The following is a 24,272-nucleotide window of genomic DNA, read 5'->3' as shown; positions in this document are numbered from 1 at the left end:
GATGAGCGATTATGATTGGGCGGCGCGGTATGACTTCGCGCAGTCGGCACTCGTCGCGCCGAGGCTTGCGAGTAACGGAACAGTCATTCCGATCTGGATCGACGCCCACCGGTTCTGGTATGAGCGGCGAGACGAGTCCGGCCGGCATCTGCGCGTGTTCGACGCGCGGACCGCTGCCGAACTGCTGACCGTGTCGGTCGCCCAGTTGGCGAAGGAAATCGGCAACGCGCTCGATGCCACCGTGGATCCGGATGATGTCATCATCGGCAATCCGAAGTTTGATCTGGAGACACGGAAGCTTCGTTTTGAAGCGTTCGGGACGGCTTATGCCTTCGATCTCGATCGTGCAGAATTGGCGACGGCCGAAAAAAGCGACGACCTGACCTGGCTGGCATCTCCGGACGGCGGCCAAGCGTTAATCGTACGCGACTATAATCTATGGGTGCGCGATCTTGCGGAGCAGAAGGACCGTCCATTGACGGTCGGCGGCACGATCGACAATGCCTATGGCCTACCACCGATAGCGATGCGGGCTTTGGCGGACAAGCAGGGCGGCATACGGCCCGATGCGCTGTGGTCGCCAGACGGCAAGTGGGCCCTGACGCTCCAGACAGACGAACGAGAGGTGCCGGCATTGCCGGTAGCGGACTATGCGCCAACTGAGGGCGTCAGGCCGACGATCCGCTCGAACCAGACCAGCCTCCCCGGCGATCCAAAAGTGACCGAATTCCGGATCATCGCCATTGAGGTCGACACCGGCCGAAATGTCGAGGCACGCTACCCGCGGCTCAAGGCCGTGCGCATGAATACCACACCGTTTAACGCCAATCTCGTGTGGTGGAGCGCCGACAGCCGGACCGCCTATTTCGTCGAAATCGAGCGCGGCGAGAGTCGCGCGCATGTGGTGGCGTTCGATGTGGCCACGGGTGCGACGCGGATCGTGTTCAGCGAGGAAAGTGACACTTACGTCGAAGTCAGCGTCATCGTCTATACGCCGGCACTGATCGTTCCATTGCCTGAGACGAACGAGCTGATTTGGTATTCCGAGCGATCAGGACGCGGCCATCTTTATCTATACGATCTGGTGACCGGCGCGATGCGGCATGCGATCACAGAGGGGGAGTGGCAGGTCCTCGACGTGCTGCGCGTCGACGCGCGCAATCGGACCGTCTTCTTCCTTGCAGGCGACTTCCATGAAGACGTGTCCCCCTATCTGTCCAAGCCATGCTCGGCCTCGATCGATGGAAGCGACATTACCATCCTGTCGTCCGAACCGGGTGAGCATCGCGTCTGGCGCCCAGGCGACATGTCCCTAGTCACAAAGAAGCTTGAGGGGATCGACAGCGAGGCCGTGTCGGGCATCTCACCCGATGGGACGTATATCATCGAAACGGTCAGCGACCTTGACAAATTGCCCACAACCTATCTCCGAACGAAGGTAGGCGAGGAAATCTGCGTTCTGGAAGCGGCTACCATCGACTTACCTGACGGGTGGACGCCGCCGGAGCGCGTTCGCTGCCTGGCTGCGGACGGGAAAACGGATACGTTTGGCGTTCTGTTCAAGCCACTGGGCTTCGATCCCGCTCGGACCTATCCGGTGATCGACTATATTTATGGCGGCCCTCAGGCTTCGAACGTGCCGCGCGGCCATTTTGCCGATGGCGATGTGCTGGGCGGGTCGAGCTATGTTGAGGGTGCGCACCTCTCATCCCTTGGGGCTTTCGTCCTGATTCTCGACGGCCGCGGCACGGCATTGCGGGAACGGGCTTTTCGAACAGCATCTTATCGGGCCGCGCATACCGCCTCGAACCTGGAAGACCATATCGCGGCGATCCGTCAACTCGCCGAAAGCAGGCCGCAGATGGATCTCAATCGTGTCGGGCTCACCGGCTTCTCCGGAGGTGGCTACATGACCGCGATCGGCGCCCTGCGGTTTGGCGACTTTTTCAGAGTCGCCGTCGCCGGCGGCGGCAACTACGATCAGGCGTTGTTCTGGCACAGTTGGGGCGAGCGCTATCATGGCGAGTTCGCGGCTGCGCATTATGCCGAGCAGGCAGCCAAGACTTATGCGGAGGGGCTGGTCGGGAAGCTGCTGTTTATTCACGGCATGCTCGACGGCGGCTGCCACCCGTCGGCACTGTTCCAGCTTACGCAGGCGTTGATCGAAGCCGACAAGGACTTCGATGCCATCCTGATGCCGCGGGCGGGACACGAATGGACCGGCTACGGCCTTCGCCGCCGCTGGGCCTATTTCGCGGAGCATCTCATCGGCGAGATTCCGCCTGCGGTAAAGTCTTTCACTCTGCCGATCGACAGTCTGCTCGCTCGAGTAAAGCGGAACGCAGCCCGTCCGGAGGTGGCGCAGTGAACGCGGCGGAGTTGATTCATCCGGCCCAGCCGAATGTGGCTGCCGATGCACTTGCGGTTACGGTTCGGATCGTCACCGGGATGGGCGACATCCTGGTCGACCTGAACATGCAGGCCGCTCCGCTTACGGCGAAAGCCTTTTTGGAAGCCGTCGATGCGGGGCACTACGATGGCGGGTCGTTCTTCCGCACGGTGAGCCCGGACAATGACGCGGGCGCCCCGCCGATCAGCGTCATTCAGGGCAGCGCAGGCGCCACTGGCGAACCATTACTTGTCCCGCACGAGCCGACTTCGACGAGCGGGCTGCGGCATGAGGATGGCACCATCTCGCTCGGGCGGCGGGATGGCGGCCAGTGCAGTCAATTTACATTCTTCCTCTGTATAGGCCAACAGGCTGCACTGGATGCTGGGGGCGGCCGGACGTCGGACGGCCTTGGCTTCCCAGCTTTTGGTCAGGTCCGATCTGGTATGGACATCGTTCGCGCGATCCATTCGCAATCGTCCGGCGCAGAAACAACCGATCCCTATTTGACGGGGCAAATGCTTGACGCGCCAGTTCCGATCTATCGCATTGCGCGCGAGGCGTGCGATGAAGCCGCTCGCCTCAACCAGATTTGCGCCGATTACTGGTCGATTCAGGTTGTGGAATTTCCGATCGAAGCCAGCGGGGCGGGTGCGACAAGCGCCGCACGGCGGCTGGACGGCGTGCTCGAGGCCGATCATGCCCGCCGAGCTGAGGTCTTCGGCGCACTGGCCCGTCGCTCAAAGGCAATTGATCGCTCCGCCTTGGGGCCGGATGCGCTGATCACGCTGGATCTACTCCAGCGACAATTGGACGCTGCGACCGAGGAATATCGGATTGGCGGACGATTCGTGCCGGTGCTCTATCCATTCGGCTTTTTCGATGTTCCGGACATGCTGGTGCAGATGGCACCGCTTGCGACATCGCGGCAGCGCGGCGATCTTCTGGCACGGCTGCACCTCGCCCCCGACTTCCTCCGCGACAGTCTGACGATGCTGGAGCAGAGTTTCGCGCGAGGGTATCGCGTGCCCCGAGCGCTTGTCCCGCGCATCCTTGCGACCCTCGACGCCCATCTTGCCCCGATCGGCCTTCAACGGAAACTGAACGATCGTCTGGCTGAATTCACAGATGAAGCATTGGCAACCGCGCTGCGTGATGCGCTCATGGTCCGGGTGCTCCCGGCGCTTAGGATTGTGCGAGAGCGCTTTGCATCTCTGGTAGAAACGCAGCTGACCGACAAGATCGCAGTCATCGCGCAACCGGGCGGCAAGGACTGGTACCGCCATCAGGTGCACCGGCAGACGTCGCTGGCGATAGAGCCGGATGCCGCACATCAACTCGGACTGGCCGAGGTCGAGCGGATCAATACCGAAATCGAGGCGGTCCTGATTGCTATGGATCGCGCCGGCGAACGGTCACAGCTCGCTCAGGAGCTGGACGGGCGGCGGGCCAGGGATGCGGACGATTTACTGCTCCGAACTCGCGCTCTCGCCAAACAGATCGATGGGCTGATACCGCAACTGATCGGTCGTACGCCCCGCTCGCCTTACGGCGTTGAGCAGATGAGCGTCGATCAATCGAGGGGGCAGCCTCCAGCTCTAGCGCTCCCGGCGCCCGCCACTGGCGAGCGGCCCGGGATCTATCTGCTTACGGCGTTGGTGGAGAAATGCCCCCTGCACCTCCTCGTGCCGCTGACGCTTCACGAGGCCTGGCCAGGACACCTCATGCAGCTCGGACTGGCCAATGAACTGGATCAGCTTCCAGCATTCCGACGCTATGGCTGGAGCCACTATAACGGCTATGTGGAGGGCTGGGCCCTCTACTGCGAACGGCTCGGCCATGATGTCGGCCTTTATCACGACGCTCGCGACCGTTTTGGCCTGCTGACCTTCGAGATGTGGCGTGCGGTCCGCCTGGTCGTGGATACTGGCATTCACTGGTTTGACTGGACTCGTAATCAGGCAATCGAATTCATGGAAATGCAATGCTTCCTGCCGCGCGATACGATCGAGAGTGAAGTCGATCGTTACATCGGCATGCCTGCCCAGGCGCTGAGCTACAAGATCGGTGAGCGAGTGATCACTCGATTGCGTGCGCAGGCTGAGGAATCGCTCGGCGAGCGGTTTGCGTTACGTGATTTCCACGATGCGGTGCTGGAAACGGGACCAGTGTCGCTGGATGCTCTCGAAGATCACATGATGCGCTGGATGAAACGGGTCGTGGCATGACGGCACAGGCTGCGGCGGCGCCGCAAACCGGCAGTGACCATCCGGTTGTCGCCGACGAGCCGGACCGCGTAATCGCCGGCGGTTGGTACACGCTTGGGGTGATGCTGATCATCATGCTGTTCGCGTTCATCGACCGTCAGCTGCTTATTCTGGCGGCGCAGCCGCTGGCAGCCACATTGTCACTTTCCAATACCCAGCTCGGTCTCGTTCAAGGGCTCGCCTTCTCGATCTTTTCGATTGTCGCGGTGTTCCCGATCACTTGGCTTGCGGACAGATATGATCGCCGAAAGGTGTTGGGTGCATGCCTGATCCTGTGGTCAATCGGTACGGCCTCCTGCGGCCTGTCACAGAATTTCTGGCAGCTTTTTCTTTCTGCGATCGCAATTGCGACTGGCGAGGCCGCTCTCGCGCCGTTGATGTCAGCCTTTGTTCCCGACCTTTTCAAAGGTCGCAAGCGGGTTCTAGCGAACAGCGTGATGTACATCTTTGGCTATATTGGCGTTTCGTTGTCGCTCGCTTTAGGCGGCGCCGCGCTCGGCATGCTCGATCGGGTTCATGCGGACTTGCCTGCTGCCATGCAGCAGCTTGAATCCTGGCGCCTCGCGTTTCTGATCGTGTCATTGCCGTTGCCGGCCCTGTTGCTGCTGCTGGTGCGCGCCAGGTTGAACGGCGAGCAACTGGGCAATTCGCCTGGCCTGCCGGCTTCGACTGCTCAGGCTCGCGCTTTCATGTGGCCGCACCGCCAGACTTATCTGCGCGTGCTGGGCGGACTCGGCATGTATCTCCTCGCGTTCAGCGGGTTTATGATATGGCTGCCGCTTATTGCGACCCGACTGTTCGGGGCGACGCCGGAGGCGAATGGCTTCGGCATGGGGGCATCCAGTGCCGCGGGGGCCGCAGTGGGCATTTTGATCGGTAACCTATGGGTACGCGGGATGATGCGTTCCCGCGGACCGGAGGCGGCGGTTGCCGTAGCCTGGCGGGTGCTGTTCATCGGCATCCCGGCGCTCCTCTACTTTCCTTTCGTTCGATCAAGCGTAGAATTATACGCTTGTATGGGCATCCTGATGATCGCGGGCACTGGAGTTGGCACGCTGATCCCGACGATCCTGCAGGATATGGCGCCGGCGCCGTTCCGGGTGCGGTTCTTCGGAATCTGGAGCATTCTTTCCGCGCTGCTGGCCGGATCGGCGCCTAGCGTCGCGGGCGCCTTGTCGGATATGATCGGCGGCGAGCGAGGACTTTTGTATTCCATCGTGGGGCTGGCCGTACTCGGCTGGTCTGGGGCGATCGCGCTGCTTCAAGGTGGCGAGCGCCGCTTTACGGAATTGGCCAGGGCGACCCGGGGGTGGCATTGACGCGGCGGCTGACGGCAGCTTTGGGCAGCGGCCAGCCGATATGGCCCCTGTGGTGAATAGATAGCGGGACGAGATGCCAAAGCGCGATCAGGAATATATGAACCGCCAGCGCAATGCGATTACAAAGGCGGCGCTCACCGTATTGCTCGAGAAGGGGGTGCATGAGACGTCGTTGCGGGACATCTGCCGCGCGGCTGATGTATCAATGGGCGCGTTATACACGCACTTCAAGGATCGCAACGAAATCGTCTACGCCGCCTGTCTTCTGGACCACGCCGGTGCCGATCAGCGGCCTCGTATAACGACATGGCAGGAATATCTCGACCAGTATTGCGGTGACCGGTTTTGTGCCGGCACTCGAGCGGCTAAACGCGTTAGGATATCGTTGCAGCTAGTCGCTGAACTCACGCAGACCGACCGCAATCCGGCTGGCTTGTCGGAGATTTATCAGCTCTATGTCGATGCGCTCTCCAGTCACTTGCGCAGCCTGCACGAAAACGACGTGATAACGCTTCCCCACGGGTTATCGCTCACCACGGAAATGCATATGCAGATCATCACTGGCGCAGATTATCGGCAGGTGGCTGATCGGGAGGCCGATGTTACCAGCATCCGCAACGCTGCCTTTCTCAGTCTGGCGCTGACCGCTGGCTTGATCGATTCGCGCGGATCAGGCACTGATCCTGAGATGACTGCGCTACAGGCCATTTAACGGCGGGAAATTCTTGAGACAATTTCCATATTCGAGCCATAATCTCTTTGTCCGAGCGAAAAATGCCCTGACGTCCAGAGGACTGACTGAGACATCGCAACTAGTCGCGCTTGCCCCTCCGGCATAGAAAATATACTCATTTGGGAGATGGGCCTCCCTCTTAGGCGAAACTTATTCCACGAGATTTGCGCGATAACGTTTTATGGTTTGATTGGCTACGATGCCGATATGTTAAGAAGCCGTTGGTCGATTTTACATCCAGGTAAACCGACTTAGCCATCCTTAACAGTCTCCATCGCCACGAACGTCGACGTGCTCGCGACGTGTGGGAGGCTTGAGATCTTCTCGCCCAAGACCGTGCGATAGCGCCGAATGTCAGCTGTCCGAACCTTTAGTAGATAGTCGAAGCTGCCTGCAATCATGTGACATTCTTCCACTTCGGAGATTCGGCGAACTGCCGAATTGAAATCGTTGAGCGCCTGTTCCCGGGTGTCAGATAGCTTCACTTCCGCAAATGCTACATGATTGAGCCCTAGTTTTGCGAGATCAAGCGTGGCTCGAAAGCCGATGATGACGCCCGCGTCGATCAGCCTGCGCATCCGCAGATGACACGGCGTCTTCGACATCCCAACTTTCTTGGCCAAGTCGGTCACGCTCATGCGCCCATCCTCCGCCAGAGCAACTAGGATTTTGCGGTCGAAGACATCTAGTTCGACTTCCTTAGGATGCATTTCCATAATTTTCGTCCCGAATCCTCTAAAAAATAGGTCGAATCGTTAGCATATTTGCCTAATTTTAGGACGGAATAGCTTCGACTTCCAGAGTATGCTGGCTCTATGAATGATCAGCTCCCGTTCGCGTCCTTCGCTGCGCCGATAAGGCCTGCCTCACTGCTGCGGCAGGCCATCACTGCTGCCTATCGGCGCGATGAGGCCGAATGCATCGTTCAGCTACTCGATGCCGCGGCGCTCGAAGAGGGGAGGAAAACCGCTGTTCGCAACACTGCCCGGTCGCTCGTGAAAAAGCTCCGCGCCGCGCATAAGGGTAGTGGTGTCGAAGGACTCGTGCAGGAATATTCCCTGTCGAGCGAAGAGGGAATTGCGCTGATGTGTCTCGCCGAGGCGCTCCTCCGCATTCCCGACGACGCGACGCGCGATGCCCTTATTCGCGACAAGATCGCCGATGGTAATTGGAGCTCCCATCTTGGCGGTGGCCGGTCCCTGTTCGTTAATGCCGCGACGTGGGGCCTGGTCGTTACCGGGAGGCTGGTCGGCAGCGTCGACAATCGAGGCCTGGGAGCAGCGCTCGCACGACTTGTGGCGCGAGCCGGCGAGCCTTTGATCCGTCGCGGCGTCGATTTGGCAATGCGGATGATGGGCGAACAATTCGTAACCGGGGAGACGATCGCCGAGGCACTCAGGCGCGCTCGCGCGAGAGAATCCGGGGGTTTCCGCTATAGCTACGACATGCTGGGCGAAGCTGCGACGACGATGGCAGACGCCGATCGCTATTACGCTGATTACGAGGGCGCAATCCACGCGATCGGTAAGGCGAGCGCAGGCCGCGGCATCTATGAGGGCCCGGGCATTTCGATCAAGCTCTCGGCGCTCCATCCCCGCTATGTACGCGCGCAAGCCGATCGCGTCATGGGCGAACTGCTGCCGCGCGTGCGCAAGCTCGCCCTGCTCGCCAAGGGCTATGACATCGGCTTCAACATCGATGCCGAGGAAGCCGACCGATTGGAATTGTCGCTTGATCTGCTCGAAAGCCTCGCTCTCGACACCGAACTTGCCGGATGGGATGGACTCGGCTTCGTTGTGCAAGGCTATGGCAAGCGCTGCCCCTATGTGATCGATTGGATCGTCGATCTTGCCGGACGCGCAAAGCGGCGAATCATGGTCCGGTTGGTCAAGGGCGCTTACTGGGATGTCGAGATCAAGCGTGCCCAGGTCGATGGGCTTGCCGACTATCCGGTCTACACGCGCAAGATCCATACCGACGTTGCCTACATCGCCTGCGCCAGAAAACTCCTCGCCGCGCCGCAGGCGATCTTTCCGCAGTTCGCCACGCATAATGCGCAAACCGTGGCGACAATCTACCACCTCGCCGGGCCAAATTTCACTGTCGGTCAGTATGAGTTTCAATGCCTGCACGGCATGGGCGAGCCGCTCTATGATCTGGTGGTCGGCAAAGAGAAGCTAAATCGCCCGTGCCGCATCTATGCGCCGGTCGGCACGCATGAAACGTTGCTCGCCTATCTCGTTCGCCGCCTCCTTGAAAACGGAGCAAATTCCTCCTTCGTCAATCGCATCGCCGATCCGACGGTCTCGATTGACGAATTGATCTCCGACCCCGTGGACTTGGTCCGCGCAATGCCGCAGCCCGGGTCGCGGCATGATTTGATCTCGCTCCCCGCCGGTCTTTATCCTGATCGCCGCAACTCGGACGGCGTGGATGTCAGCGACGAGAGCGCGCTCGCCGCGCTGAGCGTCGCGCTTCGCGAAAGCGCCGCAATCGACTGGCGCGCTGCCCCTGCCGATGGGACCGGCACGCCGCGTCCCGTGGTCAATCCCGCCGATAATCGCGATATTGTCGGCACCGTCATCGAAGTCACGCCCAGCAGCGCCGCGGCGGCCGCAACGACGGCGGTCGCTTCACGCTGGGGCACTGTGACCGTGGGCGACCGCGCCGCGATCCTCGATCGTGCGGCGGACGCGGTGCAGGCACGCATGCCAATCCTGCTCGGCCTGATCATGCGGGAGGCCGGCAAGTCGCTCCAAAACGCTATCGCCGAGGTCCGCGAGGCGGTCGATTTCCTGCGCTACTATGCAGCACAAGCGCGCCATACCCTCGGGCCAGGGCAGGCCCCGCTCGGACCCATAGTCTGCATCAGCCCCTGGAACTTCCCGCTTGCGATCTTCACCGGCCAGATCGCCGCGGCGCTGGCCGCGGGCAATCCGGTGCTCGCCAAGCCGGCGGAGGAGACCCCGCTGGTTGCCGCCGAGGCCGTCCGCCTCCTCCACGAAGCCGGCGTGCCTGCCGATGCGCTTCAGCTCCTGCCTGGCGACGGTGCTGTCGGCGCCACGCTGGTCGCGGCACCCCAGACCGCCGGCGTGATGTTCACCGGTTCGACGGAAGTCGCGCGGCTGATCCAGCGCCAGCTCGCCACGCGGCTGTCGCCCGCTGGCAAGCCCATTCCTCTGATCGCGGAGACGGGCGGCCAAAATGCGATGATTGTCGATAGCTCGGCGCTGGCCGAACAGGTCGTCGCTGATGTTATCACCTCGGCCTTCGACAGCGCCGGCCAGCGTTGCTCGGCGCTGCGCATCCTCTGCCTGCAGGAGGAGATTGCCGATCGCACGCTCGTCATGCTCAAGGGTGCGATTAAGGAATTGCGGATCGGTCGCACCGACGCTCTGAAGGTCGATATTGGCCCGGTGATCACCGCCGAGGCCAAGGAGACGATCGAGAAGCATATCGCCGCAATGCGCAAGGAGGGGGCGCGGATCGAGCAGCAGGCCTTGCCGGCTGAAGCGATCAACGGAACCTTCGTCGCGCCGACGATCATCGAAATCAAGAACATCGCGGATCTCAAGCGCGAGGTGTTCGGCCCCGTCCTCCACATTTTGCGCTTTCGCCGCGATCAGCTCAGCGCGCTGATCGATGCGATCAATGCAACCGGTTATGGCCTCACCTTCGGCCTGCACACGCGACTTGATGAGACGATCGCCCATGTCACCGCACGAGTGAAGGCGGGCAATCTGTATGTGAACCGCAACGTGATCGGCGCGATCGTTGGGGTGCAGCCGTTCGGAGGCCACGGACTTTCGGGTACTGGGCCCAAGGCTGGCGGGCCGCTCTATCTTGGTCGCCTCGTTGGTCAGCCGCCGAGTTTCGCGGCGCGCGCTGAGCATCTCGACACTCCGCTCCACGATTTCGCGGAATGGCTCGAAAGCGAAGGCGAGCGCGACACCGCCAGCAAGGTCCGCCGCTATGGCGAAGCGTCTGCGCTAGGTGTGGACGTCGAATTACCGGGCCCAGTCGGTGAAAGCAACCGCTATACCCTGCGTGCGCGGGGGCGCATCCTGATGAAGCCGACAAGTCAGGCTGGTCTCTTCGAACAGATGGCCGTGGTGCTCGCCACCGGAAATCGAGGGCAGATCGAGGGAATGGCGCTACCGACAGGCCTGCCGGCCAATGTCGCGGCGGCATTCGGGGCGGACCCGTCCGGATCCTATAGCGCTGCGCTGGTCGAGGGCGACAGCGCCCTTGTAACCGCTACAGTTGCCGAGGTCGCAGAAATGACCGGGTCGATTTTATCCATACACGTCGCTTTGCCTGATCAGCCGCTCGCATATGCGTGCGACTGGCTGCTCGAAGAAGTCTCGATCTCGGTCAACACTACTGCGGCGGGCGGCAACGCAAGCTTGACAATGATTGGCTGAACCATCTCGATCTTAATCGGCGGAATGCCGGCGTTCGAAATCGAGCACTTGGAGTGGCAAATCACAGAGGGCTCGGAAACGGTTTCTAAGGCAGAAGGCCGTCAGCAGCGCAACAAGCATCCGCCGTCTTGAAAAGCCGGCGATCGTTGGCGTCATGGCCTGAGGTGTTCCCCAAGACCCCTCAAGTCATAGTTGCGGTCCGAGGTCCGGCGCGCCCCCCCTCCCGCCGACATCGACGCAGGAGCAGTACCATGTACTGTGCGACGGAGTGCAAAGCGTCACAAAGAGGACGCGAGAACATATCCGCCAACCGCCATGACCATGACCGCAAAACCCAGGTCCAGAAGCCCTTTTCGACGGACCAGTAGCTTGCTTATTGCAATGCTCATGACTGTCCCGGCGGCACCCCCTGCAACCAACAGCGCGGTTACGCTCCAGTCTACGAGCCCTGACAGCGCGTAGGAGATCGTGGTCGTCAGACCTAGCGCACTGACGACGACCAACGACGTGCCAATGGCAAAAGGCATCGGCATGGCTGTCGCGAGCATGAGCCCAGGCACGATCAGAAACCCGCCGCCGATTCCAAAGAACCCGGCTGCCAGGCCGACGATCAATCCGATTGGCACCAGTCGCGGAAGCAACCTGGGCGCGCTGTCGCGGGTCAGCCGCACGTCAGGCGCCTCTGCCGTGCGGCGGTCACGTAGCATAGACAGGCCGACCCCGATCATGAGCAGCCCAAACAGGGCGAGCAACCGCTTGCCGTCTACCGCCTTGCCCAGTTCGGCGCCTATGGCTGCGCCAATAATCCCCGACACCGCGAACACGCTGGCACAACGCCATTTCACCCGGCCCGCACGGGCATGGCCGATCAGGCCGGCGAGCGCATTGATCGCCACGGCGACGGCTGCCGTTCCGATGGCGGCGTGGGGCGAGCCTATGCCGACGACATAGATCAACAGCGGCACGGCGAGAATCGAGCCCCCTCCGCCCACAAGACCGAGGATCAGGCCGATCACGCCTCCTGACGCCAGGCTGGCGAAGATGGTGGCAGCGTCCACGCTCGCCTCAACCCACCGCGCGGCGGTTCCACGGCATCATGCGAAGCAGATTGGCCATGCCGCACCACCCTGTCACGCCCGCGAACATCAGCCCAGCACCGGCAAGTGCTGACAGACAAAAGAAGACGGGAGCGACGGACGCGCCGAGCCATACACCGATCAATACCAAGGTGCCTGCTGCGATTTGGACCTGCCGCATGATTTCCAGCGGTTGCGAGCGATCGGCCACGGTAGGCTGCCCTGCCTGCCGCCAGGCATCAATGCCGCCCCCGACGACATAGGCCGGCGCCCCACCCACTGCTGCTGCAAGCTGTGCCGCATTGGCCGCGGTGCGCATGCCTGATTTGCAGTGGAAGACGACCGGACGACCGTCGCGCGGCAGATCGTCGATCCGGTCAAGTGGCAGGTTCAAGGCTCCGGGAATGTGCTCACGGGCATATTCGTCGGCACCGCGGATGTCCACCAGACGAGCGCCCGCATTGATTGCGGCGAGCGAGTCAGCGGGCGAGAGAGTGGCAAGTGTCACTGCATCAATCCTTACAGTAAAGTTGGTAAAGGGTGCCGAGCAGCATTTCGACGCGTGCGTCGGCGATGGCGTACCAAAGCGTCTGGCTTTCGCGCCGGTAGGCGACGAGGCCCTCATCGCGCATCTTTGCGAGGTGCTGCGAGCAGGCCGACTGAGAGAGGCCGACATCGCGCGCCAGGTCGCCGACCGTCACCTCGCCACGCTCGACCAACTTGCACAGCAGCATCAGCCTTCGCGTGTTGCCGATCGCTTTCAGCGTATCAGCAACCTGTTCAGCCTTCGCCTCGAATGTAGTCAGGTCCATGGTCAGTTTGAGCATCACCATCACTCCATTAGAGATTGCTTATGTAGTGATATCTAATATATTAGCAAGAGCTAACGGAGGAAATTATGACCAAGCCCTTCATTGAGGCATTTTTTGACGAGCCGACCAACACGATCAGCTACCTCGTCGGCGATCCCGCGACGAGGACGGCGGCGGTGATCGACCCAGTGCTCGGCTTCGACCTAGCGAGCGGTGTCGCAGACACGCGCTCAGCGGAGCGAATCGTCGCCTTCGCGCGCAGACATGGCTGGAGGATCGAGATGGTGCTGGAGACGCACGCACATGCCGACCATCTCTCGGCTGCACCATTCATCAAGGCCCGTACCCGCGCATGGATTGGGATCGGCGCGCATATCCGGGACGTGCAGAAGATCTTTCGCCCGGTATTTGCGATGAACGATCTGAAGGCGGACGGTTCGGACTTTGACAGGTTGTTCGAGGACGGTGACCGGTTCGCGATCGGTGAGTTCGAGGTCGAAGTAATGCACGTTCCCGGGCACACCCCAGCCGACGTCGCCTATCTCATCCGCGACGCGGCCTTTGTAGGCGACACGCTGTTCATGCCCGACTATGGCACAGCGCGCGCCGATTTTCCGGGGGGGAACGCACAGATGCTTTATCGGTCGATCCGCCGCATTTTAGCGCTCCCTGACGAGACGCGGCTGTTTCTTTGTCACGACTACAAAGCGCCGGGACGCGACGATTATCGTTGGGAGACCACCGTGGGCGAGCAGCGCCGGTCGAGTGTGCACGTCCACGATGGTGTGAGCGAGCAGGAATTCGTCTCCATGCGCGAGCAGCGCGATGCCGGTCTCTCGGTCCCTAAGTTGCTGCTGCCCTCGATCCAGGTCAACATTCGGGCCGGCCATTTCGATGAGGCCGAGGCGAACGGCATTTCTTATCTGCGCATCCCCGTTAAATGGGAAGGAGACCAAGATTGATGGGAACCCGGCGCCGGATGATGATGGTATAAATGTCGCCAAGGCAAGGACGACCGCCGCGTCGACTGCGTGGCTATGGTGCGAGGGTCCGGAGCCCCGCGGCTTCCGAGCCCGGCTCAGGCTGATTCTTCGATGGGGCAGGCGTTCTCGCCGTCTGACGACGTTTGACGCGGGCTTCCGCCCCACCACCGGTCGAACAGCGTCCAGGTCACGCCTATCTGCATGAAGGGCTATGCCAGTAGGGCAGTTCATCAATGTCATTGAAGCACCGAAGCCAACTGACGTTCGGGACCCCGTGCGAGGGGCACCACCAGCGTTTCTGCGAAGCGCCGGAGTCTGAGCCCTGGGGACCGTCGCCGAGAGACCGTTGCCATGGGCCCTTGGTCTGCCTGTTCATCTGCGGATTGGCGCGATCCGGTTGGCAAGGTCGGGGGCGGCGACATAATGGGGTGCGGTCCGTGCGCGCGCCTGGACGTCACGCGTGCGTCCCCGCTCGTTCGACCACCAGGCACGATAGTCGCTCGCCGATTGCGGCAGGTCGCCACCATCCGTGCGACCGCCTCGAACGAGAGGTGGATGAGCGGACGGCCATCGGCCTCGAGATCGTCGCGCAGCGGGTCATATTTGGCCGTGCCGACCGGATAGCGTAGCCGCGGGCTTGGAGAAGCCGTTGATTGCGGTGTGCTCGTCGACCGGGGTCACTCCCGGGTGAGGAGCAAGGCTGAGCGCGGGAAGTCGTGCGCCATGGCGCCTCGTGGCGCGATCCTTGTCGGGGCGCGGCTGTCTGATGGGCGCACGCTGGGGTTGCGAGGCAGCCCCAGGGTTCGCGCTCATGGTCCGGGCCGCGCGGCACGCTTGCCTTTGACCGGGGGGCGCGTCGGCGGCTGGCGCACATGTCTGCGCGCGCACGCCGCCGCGCCTGCGGTGCCAGCAAGAGTGCGTGTTCGTCGGGATCGCCGGGCCGCCACCGCGCTCTACGGCTGCGCCGCCGGGCCGCATGCGCGTCCCGGCCCTGCGGGTGACGATCGCTGGCGCTGATCTGCGGTCGGCGCTGGTAGCGCCGGCGTTTCGGGTCCGGCCTCGACAAGCGGGGTGGCCGGCGCGCCCTTCTAGGCCCGCTCGGGCGCGGCGCAACCCGGCCCTGCGAGCCGGGTCCTCCACTTCGTTGCTGCCTCCGGTGCGCCGCGCCCTGGTCCGCGTGCCTTTGCGGGCTTCCTCGCCGCCCACCCCGCTTTCCGGGGCCGGGTGTGGCTTTGGGTCGAGGAGGCTGGGCATGGGCAGGGGTCGAAGGGGTCGCGCGGGGGGAGGGGCAGGGAGCGCCGGGCGCGCCTCGCTCTATGACGAGGTGACGGCGCGGATCGTCGCCGAGCTGGAGGCGGGGCGGTTTCCGTGGGTGCAGCCATGGGACACCGCCGCCGCCGCGCCGGGGCTGCCGCGCAATGCCGTGTCGGGCCGCGCCTATTCGGGGATCAATGTCCTGATCCTGTGGGGCGAGGTCATCGCGCGTGGCTATGCCTCGCAGGGCTGGCTGACCTTTCGGCAGGCACTGGATGCAGGCGGAGGCGTGCGCAAGGGCGAGCGCGGCGTCGGGGTGGTCTATGCCGATCGGTTCACCCCCGAGGCCGAGCGCGAGCGCGCCGCTGCCGAAGGCGGTGAGGCGCGCGCGGTGGCATTGCTCAAGCGCTTCACCGTGTTCAATGTCGCCCAATGTGACGGGCTGCCCGAGCGCCTATTGGCCGGGACCGCCCCGCTGCCCGAGCGCGAGGTCGTGCCGGTCGCCGAGACGCTGATCGCAGCGTGCCGAGCCGACTTCCGGATCGGCGGCGTAGAGGCCTATTATTCGCCGCGCGGCGATTATGTCCGGGTACCGCCCCAGCCCGCGTTTCGCGACCAGATCGACTGGTATCGCACCGCGCTGCACGAGCTCGGTCACTGGACCGGGCATGGGTCGCGCCTCGCGCGCGACCTGTCGAACCCATTCGGCAGCGCCGGCTATGCCCGCGAGGAGCTGGTCGCCGAGCTGACCTCGGCATTCCTGTGCTCGGCGCTCGGCATCGCCCCCAGCGTCCGCCATGCCGATTATCTCGGCGCATGGCTCGAGGTGCTGCGCGCCGACGCGCGCGCGGTCTTCCGCGCCGCCAGCCTCGCCAGCAAGGCGTCCGACTACCTGCTCGCCTTTCTATCGGACGCCAACGCGATGGGAGAGGCCGCATGAGCCTGCTCACCCCCGAACTCCGCGCGGCACTGCGGGTGCAGTATCGCAGCGACGCCGCCGACAAGCGTCCGTTGGCGAAGTTCTTCCACCCGCTTTCCCCCGCGACATGGCTGGCGAGCGAACTCGCCGAGGACGGCGATGCGTTGTTCGGCCTCGCCGACCTCGGGTTCGGCTGCCCCGAGCTTGGCTGGTTCTCGCTGTCCGAGATCGAGGCGCTACGGCTGCCCTACGGGCTCAGGATCGAGCGCGACCTGCACTTCTCGACGACGCTGCCGCTCGCCGGCTGGGCGTCTTGGGCGCGCAAGGCCGGGTCGATCCTCACGGCCGAGGCGCTGCTGCGCCGCGCGAGCGACACTGCCCGCGATCTGGCCGACCGATTTCCGCCGTCAGGGTGACGGCGCGAAAGGCGCGCGGCGCGCCTTTCGCCGCATGTCAAAACCGGTCCCGCCATGCCTCGCCACGGGTGTGACCGGTGCCCACAAGGAGCACGTGTCATGAAACTTCAGTTCATCGAACTCGACAAGCTCTATGTCGACCCCACCAATATGCGTTTCGCCAAGGGCCAGCCCGATGTTACCGACATCCTGCCGAGCATCCGCAAGCGCGGCATCCTCCAGAACCTGATCGTGCGTGCGGACAGCGAGGATCGGTTCGGCATCCTGGCGGGTGCGCGCCGCTTCCGCGCTGCCGAGATCGTCGCCGCTGGACGGGCCGAGGACGACGCCGAGCCATTTCTCCTGCCATGCGCGATCCTCGAAGCCGGCGACGATGCCGACGCGGTCGAGGCGTCGGTGATCGAGAATATGGCGCGGCTCGACCCCGACGAGGTCACCCGCTGGGAAAGCTTCGTGCGGTTGGTGCGCGAAGGCCGCTCGCCCGAGGACATTGCCAAGACCTTCGCCTTGCCGGTGCTGAGCGTCCGCCGCACGCTCGCGCTCGGCAATTTGCTGCCGCGCATCCGCGACCTGCATCGCTACAATGCGATCGACATTGCGACGGTGCGCCACCTCACCCTTGCGACCAAGGCGCGACAGAAGGCGTGGCTGGAGCTCTGGGACGCACCCGATGCGCATTGTCCGATCGGCTGGGAGCTCCGCGCCTGGCTGCTCGGCGGGCGGGGGATCAGCGTTCATCATGCCTTGTTCGATGTCGAGGCGGCGGGGCTGGCGGTGGTCGCCGACCTCTTCGCCGAACAGCGTTACTTCGCCGATGCCGAGGCGTTCTGGCGCGCCCAGAATGCCGCGGTCGAGGCGCGCCGCGCTGCCTATCTGGAAGCAGGCTGGAAAGGGGTCGAGATCATCGGCCCGACCCAGCATTTTCATGGCTGGGAGCATGAGAAGACGCCCAAGCGCAAGGGCGGGCGCGTCTTCATCGATGTCCGCGCCGATGGCGAAGTGGTGTTCCACGAAGGCTATCTGCACGCCAGGGAAGCACGCCAGATCGCTCGCGGCGAGGCACCCGAGGCAGCACCGGCAAAGCCCGTGCGCCCCGAGCTCAGCGGCCCGCTCCAGACCTATATCGACCTGCACCGCCATGCGGCGGTGCGCGCCGCCTTGCTCGCCCGGCCGGGCGTCGCGCTGCGGCTGATGGTCGCGCACGCCATCGCCGGATCGCACCTTTGGCGGGTCGACCCCGAGCCGCAACAGGCCCGCAGCGATGCGGTGCAGGAGTCGGTCGAGACCTGCCGCGGCGAGACCGTCTTCGACGAGAAGCGGCGGACCATGCTGGCGCTGCTCGGCTTCGATCCCGAGGCGCCGACGCTGTGTCGCGGGCATGACGGACGCGGTTTGGTCGGCGTCTTCCTGAGCCTGTTCGACCTGCCCGATGCCGATCTGATGGATGTGATCGCGGTGCTGATGGGCGAGACGCTCGCCGCCGGAAGCGCGGCGGTCGAGGCGGCCGGGTCCGAGCTTGGCGTCAGCATGGCCGAGTGGTGGGAGGCAGACGATGCCTTTCTGGCGCTGGTGCGCGACAAGGAAGTGCTCGCCCGTCTCGTCGCAGACGTGGCCGGCAAGACCATCGCCGATGCCAATGCCGGCGCGACCGGCAAGGCGATGCGGCGGATCGTGGCCGATCATCTGAGCGGTGCCGGAGGGCGAGCGAAGGTCGAGTTCTGGGTCCCGCGATGGATGGCGTTCCCGCCCTCAGCCTACACCACGCGCGGCGGTGTCGGCACGCTCGATGCGCGCGCCGAGCTGGATGCTGCGCTCGCGGCAAGAGCATCCGAGCCGCAGCCGGAACCCCGGCCGCTTGCCGCCTGAACCTATACGGGGCGGCTTCTGGTCGCCCCATTTCCTGGCCTGTGGTCGATTACCTACCGCGATGCGGACGCCGGCAGCGGCTCAGCGTGCGCCTTTGCGGATCACCAGCTTGGTCGCACCGCACAGCGCACACTCGTCCTTGCGGCGCTCGAATCCGTCCCGCCCGGCGAGCTCGCGGCTATTGCTACTGGCATGCTGCCGGATGCCCAGGCCGAGCCGCTGCGCGATACAATCGTCGCACACCGGCTCCGGCGCGAGCCGCTCGATCAACCTGCGGACCTGTTCCAATATCGTCATGCCATCCCCCGGGGCGGGCCTGATAGCGCGCGATACGGTGTCATGCAGCCTGGCTGCGGCGAGCCGATCGGAGATCGACCGAAGCTGCCGATCGCAACGCTCGAGCCAGTCTCTCCTGTGCTCGCAGCCCCATGCGGCCTCTCCACGATGGCCGACTGGCACCGCGCGGCCTTGGCCAGCAACGGCGTCGCCGACTTTCTTCCCCGGCTTGGGGCGCTTCGCCCCGGCGCCTTCCTCGCGAGGCAAGAAAGCCGGCTTTGGCCGCCCTTCGCTACGCTGCGGCCCGGCTCTTCGAGCCCGGTGCATGCCGGCCGCCTGGCGGTGCCCGGGCGTCGCCATCGAGGCCGCACTGGCGCGGCTTCGAAGCACAAGGAGACGCATCATGGCTACCATCGGCACCTTCACCCGCGACGATTCGGGCGTGTTCACCGGCACCATCCGGACCCTGACCCTCAACGCCAAGGCAAGCATCAAACCCTCGCCCAAGGACAATGACAAGGCGCCCGACTACCGGATCACGACCGCGCAGGGCGTCGAGTTCGGGGCCGGCTGGACCAAGGTCTCGCGCGAGGACCGGCCCTATGTCTCGGTCAAGCTCGACGATCCTTCGCTACCCGCGCCGATCTACGCGACGCTGGTCGAGGGCGAGCAGGGCGGCTTCTCGTTGATCTGGTCGCGGTGAGCCCAGGCGCCCCGTGCTGGGCGGCACGGGGCGCCCTCAAGCGGGGGGTGTCGGAATCGGCATCCCCGGTTTTCGACACTCCCGACCAGGTGTCCCGCCCGTCATCCCCGGTCGCGTTCGATGCAATGGAGGGATTTGGGCATGGACGGCGACGATATCGACCGGGCGACCAGTGCCAAGCGTGGTTCGCCCTTCCTGAATACGGATCAGGCGGCAGCCTATCTCGGCATCTCCAGCCGGCTGTTGAAGGGGCTGCGGATGCGCGGGCTGGGCCCTGTGTTCCGGCGGCACAGCCGCTTCGTCCACTATCATATCGACGATCTCGACACGTGGAGCCGCGAGCATAGTGCCCGCGGAACCCGCCCGTGACGGCCCCCCGAGGGCAGGGCGAGACGCCGCTCCTCGCCTGGGGCGAGACACGCCGCGCACACGAGCTGGAACGGTTGCATCGTGTCCGTCTCGCAATCCTCGGCGGTGCTGCGGTGCTGTTGCTCGCGGCACCGCCGGTCTATTCCCCGGCGCCGCGACTGGTTTGGAACGCCAGTGCAAGCGCGCCGATCGGGCTCTACTGGGTGTGGCCGGGCGATGCGCCCGGGCGCGGCGAGATGGCGATTGCCTGGATCCCTCGACGCTGGCGCACGCTCGCTGCCGAGCGCCATTATCTCCCCGGAAATGTCCCGCTGGTGAAGCGCGTCGCCGCCGTGAGGGGCGACCTGGTCTGTGGCTCGGGACCGCGGGTTTTCGTGAACGGCGTGGCGGTCGCGAATCGTCTGGCGCGCGACCCGAGCGAGCGTGCCCTGCCCTGGTGGCAGGGCTGCCGGCGGCTCGGGCGCGGCGACTTTCTGCTGCTGATGGACGCGCCGGGCTCGTTCGACGGGCGCTATTTCGGGGTGAGTTCTGGCCGGGACCTTGTCGGCCGGGCGAGGCTGATATGGCGGCGCTGAGCCTCGCCCTGCTGCTTCTCGCCGGTCGCGTCGGGGCGGACGAGACGTGGCGCTGGTCGGCGCAAATCGACGCTGCAGCTGCGCGCTGCGGCGTCCCGGCCGAGTGGATCGCACGGGTGATGCGGTTCGAAAGCGGCGGCCGGACCACTCTGAAAGGGCGCCCGATCCGCAGCAGCAAGGGCGCGATCGGGCTGATGCAATTGATGCCGGCGACCTGGGCGGAGCTGCGACGCGAGCTCGACCTTGGCGACGATCCCGACCTGCCTGCCGACAATATCGTCGCCGGTGCCTGTTATCTGCGGCGCATGTATGACCGGTTCGGTTATCCCGGAGCGTTCGCAGCCTATAATGCCGGGCCGGCACGCTATGCGGCCTGGCGTGCCGGCAAGGCGCGGCTGCCCGCCGAGACGGTCACCTATCTGGCGCGTGTGACGGGCGCTCCCCCGGCCCCGCCCGGGAGCGAAACCCCAGCGCCGCCGCCCCTGTTCCTGGTGCGCCGGGAGGTGCCCGCCACGCCGCTGGAGCCGTCTGCACCGCCTCCGGGATCGGCGATCTTCATGCTCCGCCGCGAGGGGCCCTGAGATGGACAGGCAGGGGAGGCTCGTCGTGAAGTCCCAGCATGACGGGCGGCGAAGCGGCCCTCAAGGCCCATGGGTGCCCCCCAATTTGCTGCGCAAATCGGTTCCCCCCAAGTCCGCTTCGCGGCGCCTGCGCTTCGCGCAGTCGGCCCTGACCGCCGCTTCGCCGCCCGTCGCCTTGGGCCTGTCCTCGATGGTGAGGGCCGCAAGCGGAGACAGTCATGGCAGAGCTACAATCCCTCTCGGACGCATCGGATCGCGTGATGGCGGCACTGGTTTCAGGGCTCGAGATCGAGTTCGGGGCGCGCACAGGCAGGGCATTGGCGAAGCGTTTCCTCGAGGCGGAGGAAGCCGATTTCCACTGGGACGCACGGCTCGAGGTGCGCTGGCTCGGCCGCTATTTGGATTGCGGCGGGGTCGATGTCGAGCTCGACCGGGTGCGAATTCTCGGCCGGATCGACGGGTGCTGGTTCGTTGCGGTGATGCTCGTCGATGGCGAGGGCGAGGCCCAGGCCATGCTCGGCAAACGCAGATTCGGGCGGGCGGCGCAGGCTAGGCGGGCGTTCTTCGATGCGTGAAAATCACCTCGGTTCGGGCCGGGATGCGCTGCGATATCGGCAGCGTATCCCGGCTCTCTTTTTGTGCCGGATCGGGGGCAGGCAGGGGGAACAGGGAAAACAAGATAAAGGCAGTGTCTCACGACCCTTGCCAAGTGATTGTCTGCACATCTTTTTTTCGGGAGATTCGGCAGCGGCGCCGCGAGGCAGGATCGGCAGGAATGGCGCAGATCCGCGCTTTCCCGCGCTTCTGCGCGAGACTCGGCGAGGCTGGCGGTGAGCGAGGACGAGTTCACGCCCAGGCTCGGCAAGCCCGGGGCGAAGGACGGCAAGCGCCTCGCCAGATATGGCGGCCGGGTCCTTGCTGCGGCGCGCCTTGCCGGCAGCAAGCCGGGTGTGCGCTCGGGGCGGTTCGACGGGAGCCGGATCGGCCGCGGCGCGAGCATCGGCAGGCTGCTTTCGAGCCGGGACCGGTTTGCCGGCGCCCGGGCGCGCCGGGCGGTCGTCAAGGTGCGGCTGGTGCGCATGGCCGGCAGAGGCTTCGCGGCGGCGCGCGCGCATCTGCGCTACATCCAGCGTGACGGCGTGACGCGCGAGGGCAATCCCGGCGAGCTTTACGGGCGCGAGCTCGACGCAATCGACGGCAAGGAATTTCTCGAACGTTGCGCTGGCGATCGCCACCAGTTCCGCTTCATCGTCTCGGCTGAGGATGGCGCCGAATATCCCGATCTCAAGCCCTATGTCCGCCGGCTGATGTCGCAGGCCGAGCATGACCTCGGGACGCGGCTCGACTGGGTCGCGGTCGACCATTTCAATACCGACCAGCCGCACACCCACATCATGCTGCGCGGGGTCGACGACCAGGGCCAGAATCTCGTCATCGCGCGCGAATATATTGCGCACGGGCTTCGCGAGCGCGCGGCCGAACTCGCCACGCTCGATCTTGGCCCCCGCACCGATCGCGAGATCGAGGAGCGGCTGCGCCATGATGTGACCCAGGAAAGGCTCACCGCGATCGACCGCCGGCTGATCCGCGGGATGGACGCCGATCGCGTCACGGGTCCGGCCCATAACGACCCGTTCCAGCAGGCTGTCGCCACCGGGCGATTGCGCAAGCTCGGCACCATGGGGCTGGCGGAAGATCTCGGCGCGGGAAGCTGGCGGCTCGCCGATGGGTTGGAGCAGACGCTGCGCGACATGGGTGAGCGCGGTGACATCATCCGGCTGATGCAGCGCGAGCTGACCGCCTGCCGGGTCGAACGGGCACAGGCCGACCGGGTCATCGACCGCGAGCTGCGGACGCCGGTGGTGGGACGCGTCCTGCGACGCGGTTTCGCAGACGAGCTTCGCGACCGGCACTATCTCATCGTCGACGGGATCGACGGTCGGGCGCATTATCTCGACATCGGCCTTGGTTCTGCGATCGATCCAACACCCCAGGGTTCCATCGTTCGTATCACGCCGCGAACGCTGGCCGTTCGTGAGGTCGACCGGACGATCGCCGCGGTGGCGGCCTCGCAGGGCGGATGCTATTCGGTTGCCCTCCATCTCGAGCATGACCCGCAGACGAGCCGGGCGTTCGCCGAGGCGCATGTCCGCCGCCTCGAGGCAATACGCCGCAGCGGGCTGGTCGACCGCCAAGCGGACGGCAGCTTTCGCATCCCTGACGATCATCTCGAGCGGGTGGCTACCTATGAGGCGCGCCTGCTGCGAGACCGGCCGGTGGTGATCGAGACCCTATCGCCGGTCCCCCTTGAGAAGTTGCCCTCAGCCGATGCCGCCACCTGGCTCGACCGCGCCCTGGCCGGAGAGGATTCCGTTTCGGCGCGTGACGCTGGGTTCGGTCGCGAGGTACGGGTCGCGCTCGCCGCGCGGCGTCAGTGGCTGGTCGAACAGGGGTTGGCGGAGGTCGGAAGCGACGACCAGGTCCGGCTGAAGCGAGGAATGCTCGCCGCACTTCAGCGGCGAGAGCTTTTGCGTGTCGCGAGCGGATTGAGCGAGGAGCTCGGCAAGGCGTTCGTGGAGGTCGGCCAGGGCGCTAAGATCGAGGGCCGGCTGACCAGGAAGGTCGAGCTGGCAGGCGGACGCTATGGATTGGTCGAACGCAGCCGTGATTTCACGCTGGTCCCGTGGCGATCGATACTCGAGCGCGAACTGGGCAAGCCGGTCGCAGGAGTGGCTCGGAGTGAAGGCATCAACTGGCAGCTTGGTCGCAACAGGGCTGGTCCACAGATCTCCTGAGCCTCGCCATTCGGATCGGTCCGGTCGCCCCGCCGTGTCTGGCGTGCTTCGATAAATATTCTCCCGCGCCGGGAATAGTCGGGGTCGGGCGGTGTCCACCCCTGCGACTGCTCTGACGATGGAGGCCGAGATGCGCCGAACCCTGATGCTTCCCCTGACCTTTGCGCTGGGCGCCGCGGCGCATGCCGCCGGCGGATCGAGCGATTTCGCCGCGGCGATGGACACGGCGATGGACCGGATGATGGCCGACATGCATGTCGCGCCGACCGGCGATGCCGACCGCGACTTCGTGACGATGATGATCCCGCATCACCAGGGCGCGATCGACATGTCGGTCGCGGTGCTGAACCATGGCCGCAACCCGCAACTGAAGCGGATCGCGCAGGAGATCATCGTCGAGCAGCAGCAGGAAATTGCGGCGATGCGGCTGGCGATCGGGGATCCGTTGCCGCCCTCCATGCCCGTGCCGACGCAGCAGGGTGGCGCGGCGGACGCGCATCGGGAGGGACATTGAG

Annotated in this window: 22 protein-coding genes; 16 read left to right on the top strand and 6 right to left on the bottom strand. The window is 64.5% G+C overall.

Translation table 11 applies throughout. The annotated features are described in order from the left end of the window. Window position 1: 1 nt before the first annotated feature. The 4 genes from ACZ1H8_RS07970 to ACZ1H8_RS07955 all read left to right on the top strand — a co-directional run bounded on the left by ACZ1H8_RS07970 (window position 2) and on the right by ACZ1H8_RS07955 (window position 6,687). Window positions 2–2,368, top strand: a complete 2,367-nt coding sequence (locus ACZ1H8_RS07970; RefSeq protein ID WP_465180789.1) for a S9 family peptidase — start codon at window positions 2–4, stop codon at window positions 2,366–2,368. After that, entirely contained in the window at window positions 2,365–4,617 is a 2,253-nt protein-coding gene (locus tag ACZ1H8_RS07965; protein ID WP_465180788.1) for a DUF885 family protein, read from the top strand. The genes ACZ1H8_RS07970 and ACZ1H8_RS07965 overlap by 4 nt, the downstream gene beginning before the upstream one ends. After that, entirely contained in the window at window positions 4,614–5,975 is a 1,362-nt protein-coding gene (locus ACZ1H8_RS07960) for an MFS transporter (protein ID WP_465180787.1), read from the top strand. The genes ACZ1H8_RS07965 and ACZ1H8_RS07960 overlap by 4 nt, the downstream gene beginning before the upstream one ends. Window positions 5,976–6,072: 97 nt before the next feature. Then, window positions 6,073–6,687 (top strand): TetR family transcriptional regulator, encoded by a 615-nt coding sequence (locus tag ACZ1H8_RS07955; protein WP_465180786.1) that lies wholly within the window; start codon window positions 6,073–6,075, stop codon window positions 6,685–6,687. Between the two features lie 272 nt (window positions 6,688–6,959). Here the strand turns inward: ACZ1H8_RS07955 and ACZ1H8_RS07950 are convergent, their stop codons facing one another. Then, window positions 6,960–7,424, bottom strand: a complete 465-nt coding sequence (locus ACZ1H8_RS07950; RefSeq protein ID WP_465180785.1) for an Lrp/AsnC family transcriptional regulator — start codon at window positions 7,422–7,424, stop codon at window positions 6,960–6,962. Window positions 7,425–7,523: 99 nt separating this feature from the next. Here ACZ1H8_RS07950 and putA point away from each other — a divergent pair, with 99 nt between their 5' ends. Further along, window positions 7,524–11,132, top strand: coding sequence for a trifunctional transcriptional regulator/proline dehydrogenase/L-glutamate gamma-semialdehyde dehydrogenase (putA, locus tag ACZ1H8_RS07945; protein ID WP_465180784.1), 3,609 nt, complete (start codon window positions 7,524–7,526; stop codon window positions 11,130–11,132). Window positions 11,133–11,410: 278 nt separating this feature from the next. On the opposite strand, the gene ACZ1H8_RS07940 is transcribed toward putA, so the two are convergent. From ACZ1H8_RS07940 to ACZ1H8_RS07930, 3 genes are read right to left on the bottom strand one after another with little or no spacing between them, the layout of a single operon-like run. Next, on the bottom strand, window positions 11,411–12,190 hold the full coding sequence (locus ACZ1H8_RS07940; protein WP_465180783.1) for a sulfite exporter TauE/SafE family protein: 780 nt from the start codon (window positions 12,188–12,190) through the stop codon (window positions 11,411–11,413). Between the two features lie 7 nt (window positions 12,191–12,197). Then, window positions 12,198–12,716: a rhodanese family protein gene (locus tag ACZ1H8_RS07935; RefSeq protein ID WP_465180782.1), complete on the bottom strand. Its 519-nt coding sequence runs from the start codon at window positions 12,714–12,716 to the stop codon at window positions 12,198–12,200. Window positions 12,717–12,720: 4 nt separating this feature from the next. After that, on the bottom strand, window positions 12,721–13,035 hold the full coding sequence (locus ACZ1H8_RS07930) for an ArsR/SmtB family transcription factor (protein WP_465180781.1): 315 nt from the start codon (window positions 13,033–13,035) through the stop codon (window positions 12,721–12,723). 71 nt (window positions 13,036–13,106) lie between these two features. On the opposite strand from ACZ1H8_RS07930, the gene ACZ1H8_RS07925 reads away from it, so the two are divergent. Then, the gene (locus ACZ1H8_RS07925; RefSeq protein WP_465180780.1) at window positions 13,107–13,982 is read left to right on the top strand and encodes an MBL fold metallo-hydrolase; all 876 of its coding nucleotides are present in this window, start codon (window positions 13,107–13,109) and stop codon (window positions 13,980–13,982) included. 393 nt (window positions 13,983–14,375) lie between these two features. On the opposite strand, the gene ACZ1H8_RS07920 is transcribed toward ACZ1H8_RS07925, so the two are convergent. Next, on the bottom strand, window positions 14,376–14,519 hold the full coding sequence (locus ACZ1H8_RS07920) for a hypothetical protein (protein ID WP_465181365.1): 144 nt from the start codon (window positions 14,517–14,519) through the stop codon (window positions 14,376–14,378). A gap of 736 nt (window positions 14,520–15,255) precedes the next feature. On the opposite strand from ACZ1H8_RS07920, the gene ACZ1H8_RS07915 reads away from it, so the two are divergent. The 3 genes from ACZ1H8_RS07915 (at window position 15,256) to ACZ1H8_RS07905 (ending at window position 18,458) form a co-directional block, all read left to right on the top strand. Next, window positions 15,256–16,197: an ArdC family protein gene (locus ACZ1H8_RS07915; protein ID WP_465180779.1), complete on the top strand. Its 942-nt coding sequence runs from the start codon at window positions 15,256–15,258 to the stop codon at window positions 16,195–16,197. Continuing rightward, window positions 16,194–16,592 carry a DUF2958 domain-containing protein gene (locus ACZ1H8_RS07910; RefSeq protein WP_465180778.1) on the top strand — a complete coding sequence of 133 codons (399 nt, stop codon included), beginning with the start codon at window positions 16,194–16,196 and terminating at the stop codon, window positions 16,590–16,592. The genes ACZ1H8_RS07915 and ACZ1H8_RS07910 overlap by 4 nt, the downstream gene beginning before the upstream one ends. 99 nt (window positions 16,593–16,691) lie before the next feature. Continuing rightward, the gene (locus ACZ1H8_RS07905; protein WP_465180777.1) at window positions 16,692–18,458 is read left to right on the top strand and encodes a ParB/RepB/Spo0J family partition protein; all 1,767 of its coding nucleotides are present in this window, start codon (window positions 16,692–16,694) and stop codon (window positions 18,456–18,458) included. 81 nt (window positions 18,459–18,539) lie between these two features. On the opposite strand, the gene ACZ1H8_RS07900 is transcribed toward ACZ1H8_RS07905, so the two are convergent. Beyond that, window positions 18,540–18,755, bottom strand: coding sequence for a hypothetical protein (locus ACZ1H8_RS07900; RefSeq protein ID WP_465180776.1), 216 nt, complete (start codon window positions 18,753–18,755; stop codon window positions 18,540–18,542). A gap of 382 nt (window positions 18,756–19,137) precedes the next feature. Between ACZ1H8_RS07900 and ACZ1H8_RS07895 the strand changes: the two genes are divergently transcribed. The 7 genes from ACZ1H8_RS07895 to ACZ1H8_RS07865 all read left to right on the top strand — a co-directional run bounded on the left by ACZ1H8_RS07895 (window position 19,138) and on the right by ACZ1H8_RS07865 (window position 24,271). After that, window positions 19,138–19,437 carry a DUF736 domain-containing protein gene (locus ACZ1H8_RS07895; protein WP_110151342.1) on the top strand — a complete coding sequence of 100 codons (300 nt, stop codon included), beginning with the start codon at window positions 19,138–19,140 and terminating at the stop codon, window positions 19,435–19,437. A 141-nt stretch (window positions 19,438–19,578) separates the two neighbouring features. Further along, window positions 19,579–19,806 carry a DNA-binding protein gene (locus ACZ1H8_RS07890; RefSeq protein WP_465180775.1) on the top strand — a complete coding sequence of 76 codons (228 nt, stop codon included), beginning with the start codon at window positions 19,579–19,581 and terminating at the stop codon, window positions 19,804–19,806. Then, window positions 19,803–20,381 (top strand): S26 family signal peptidase, encoded by a 579-nt coding sequence (locus ACZ1H8_RS07885; protein WP_465180774.1) that lies wholly within the window; start codon window positions 19,803–19,805, stop codon window positions 20,379–20,381. The genes ACZ1H8_RS07890 and ACZ1H8_RS07885 overlap by 4 nt, the downstream gene beginning before the upstream one ends. Next, window positions 20,369–20,962, top strand: a complete 594-nt coding sequence (locus tag ACZ1H8_RS07880) for a lytic transglycosylase domain-containing protein (RefSeq protein WP_465180773.1) — start codon at window positions 20,369–20,371, stop codon at window positions 20,960–20,962. Before ACZ1H8_RS07885 ends, ACZ1H8_RS07880 begins: the two co-directional genes overlap by 13 nt. Before the next feature lie 218 nt (window positions 20,963–21,180). After that, entirely contained in the window at window positions 21,181–21,537 is a 357-nt protein-coding gene (locus tag ACZ1H8_RS07875; protein ID WP_465180772.1) for a hypothetical protein, read from the top strand. A 255-nt stretch (window positions 21,538–21,792) separates the two neighbouring features. Next, entirely contained in the window at window positions 21,793–23,757 is a 1,965-nt protein-coding gene (rlxS, locus tag ACZ1H8_RS07870; RefSeq protein ID WP_465180771.1) for a relaxase/mobilization nuclease RlxS, read from the top strand. Window positions 23,758–23,887: 130 nt separating this feature from the next. Next, on the top strand, window positions 23,888–24,271 hold the full coding sequence (locus ACZ1H8_RS07865; RefSeq protein ID WP_465180770.1) for a DUF305 domain-containing protein: 384 nt from the start codon (window positions 23,888–23,890) through the stop codon (window positions 24,269–24,271). Window position 24,272 lies beyond the last annotated feature (1 nt).

The organism is Sphingomonas sp. BL-S-25 (assembly GCF_055521555.1).
This window is presented reverse-complemented; position numbering and strand designations above follow the sequence as displayed.

What these genes read in the sequence shown, in the direction of transcription:
- ACZ1H8_RS07915 (WP_465180779.1), top strand. Translation starts at nt 15,256, where the DNA reads ATGGGCAGGGGTCGAAGGGGTCGCGCGGGGGGAGGGGCAGGGAGCGCC.
- ACZ1H8_RS07900 (WP_465180776.1), bottom strand. Translation starts at nt 18,755, where the DNA reads ATGACGATATTGGAACAGGTCCGCAGGTTGATCGAGCGGCTCGCGCCG.
- ACZ1H8_RS07875 (WP_465180772.1), top strand. Translation starts at nt 21,181, where the DNA reads ATGGCAGAGCTACAATCCCTCTCGGACGCATCGGATCGCGTGATGGCG.
- ACZ1H8_RS07910 (WP_465180778.1), top strand. Translation starts at nt 16,194, where the DNA reads ATGAGCCTGCTCACCCCCGAACTCCGCGCGGCACTGCGGGTGCAGTAT.
- ACZ1H8_RS07955 (WP_465180786.1), top strand. Translation starts at nt 6,073, where the DNA reads ATGAACCGCCAGCGCAATGCGATTACAAAGGCGGCGCTCACCGTATTG.
- ACZ1H8_RS07930 (WP_465180781.1), bottom strand. Translation starts at nt 13,035, where the DNA reads ATGCTCAAACTGACCATGGACCTGACTACATTCGAGGCGAAGGCTGAA.
- ACZ1H8_RS07960 (WP_465180787.1), top strand. Translation starts at nt 4,614, where the DNA reads ATGACGGCACAGGCTGCGGCGGCGCCGCAAACCGGCAGTGACCATCCG.
- ACZ1H8_RS07865 (WP_465180770.1), top strand. Translation starts at nt 23,888, where the DNA reads ATGCGCCGAACCCTGATGCTTCCCCTGACCTTTGCGCTGGGCGCCGCG.
- ACZ1H8_RS07890 (WP_465180775.1), top strand. Translation starts at nt 19,579, where the DNA reads ATGGACGGCGACGATATCGACCGGGCGACCAGTGCCAAGCGTGGTTCG.
- ACZ1H8_RS07895 (WP_110151342.1), top strand. Translation starts at nt 19,138, where the DNA reads ATGGCTACCATCGGCACCTTCACCCGCGACGATTCGGGCGTGTTCACC.
- ACZ1H8_RS07905 (WP_465180777.1), top strand. Translation starts at nt 16,692, where the DNA reads ATGAAACTTCAGTTCATCGAACTCGACAAGCTCTATGTCGACCCCACC.
- ACZ1H8_RS07970 (WP_465180789.1), top strand. Translation starts at nt 2, where the DNA reads ATGAGCGATTATGATTGGGCGGCGCGGTATGACTTCGCGCAGTCGGCA.
- ACZ1H8_RS07950 (WP_465180785.1), bottom strand. Translation starts at nt 7,424, where the DNA reads ATGGAAATGCATCCTAAGGAAGTCGAACTAGATGTCTTCGACCGCAAA.
- putA (WP_465180784.1), top strand. Translation starts at nt 7,524, where the DNA reads ATGAATGATCAGCTCCCGTTCGCGTCCTTCGCTGCGCCGATAAGGCCT.
- ACZ1H8_RS07925 (WP_465180780.1), top strand. Translation starts at nt 13,107, where the DNA reads ATGACCAAGCCCTTCATTGAGGCATTTTTTGACGAGCCGACCAACACG.
- ACZ1H8_RS07880 (WP_465180773.1), top strand. Translation starts at nt 20,369, where the DNA reads ATGGCGGCGCTGAGCCTCGCCCTGCTGCTTCTCGCCGGTCGCGTCGGG.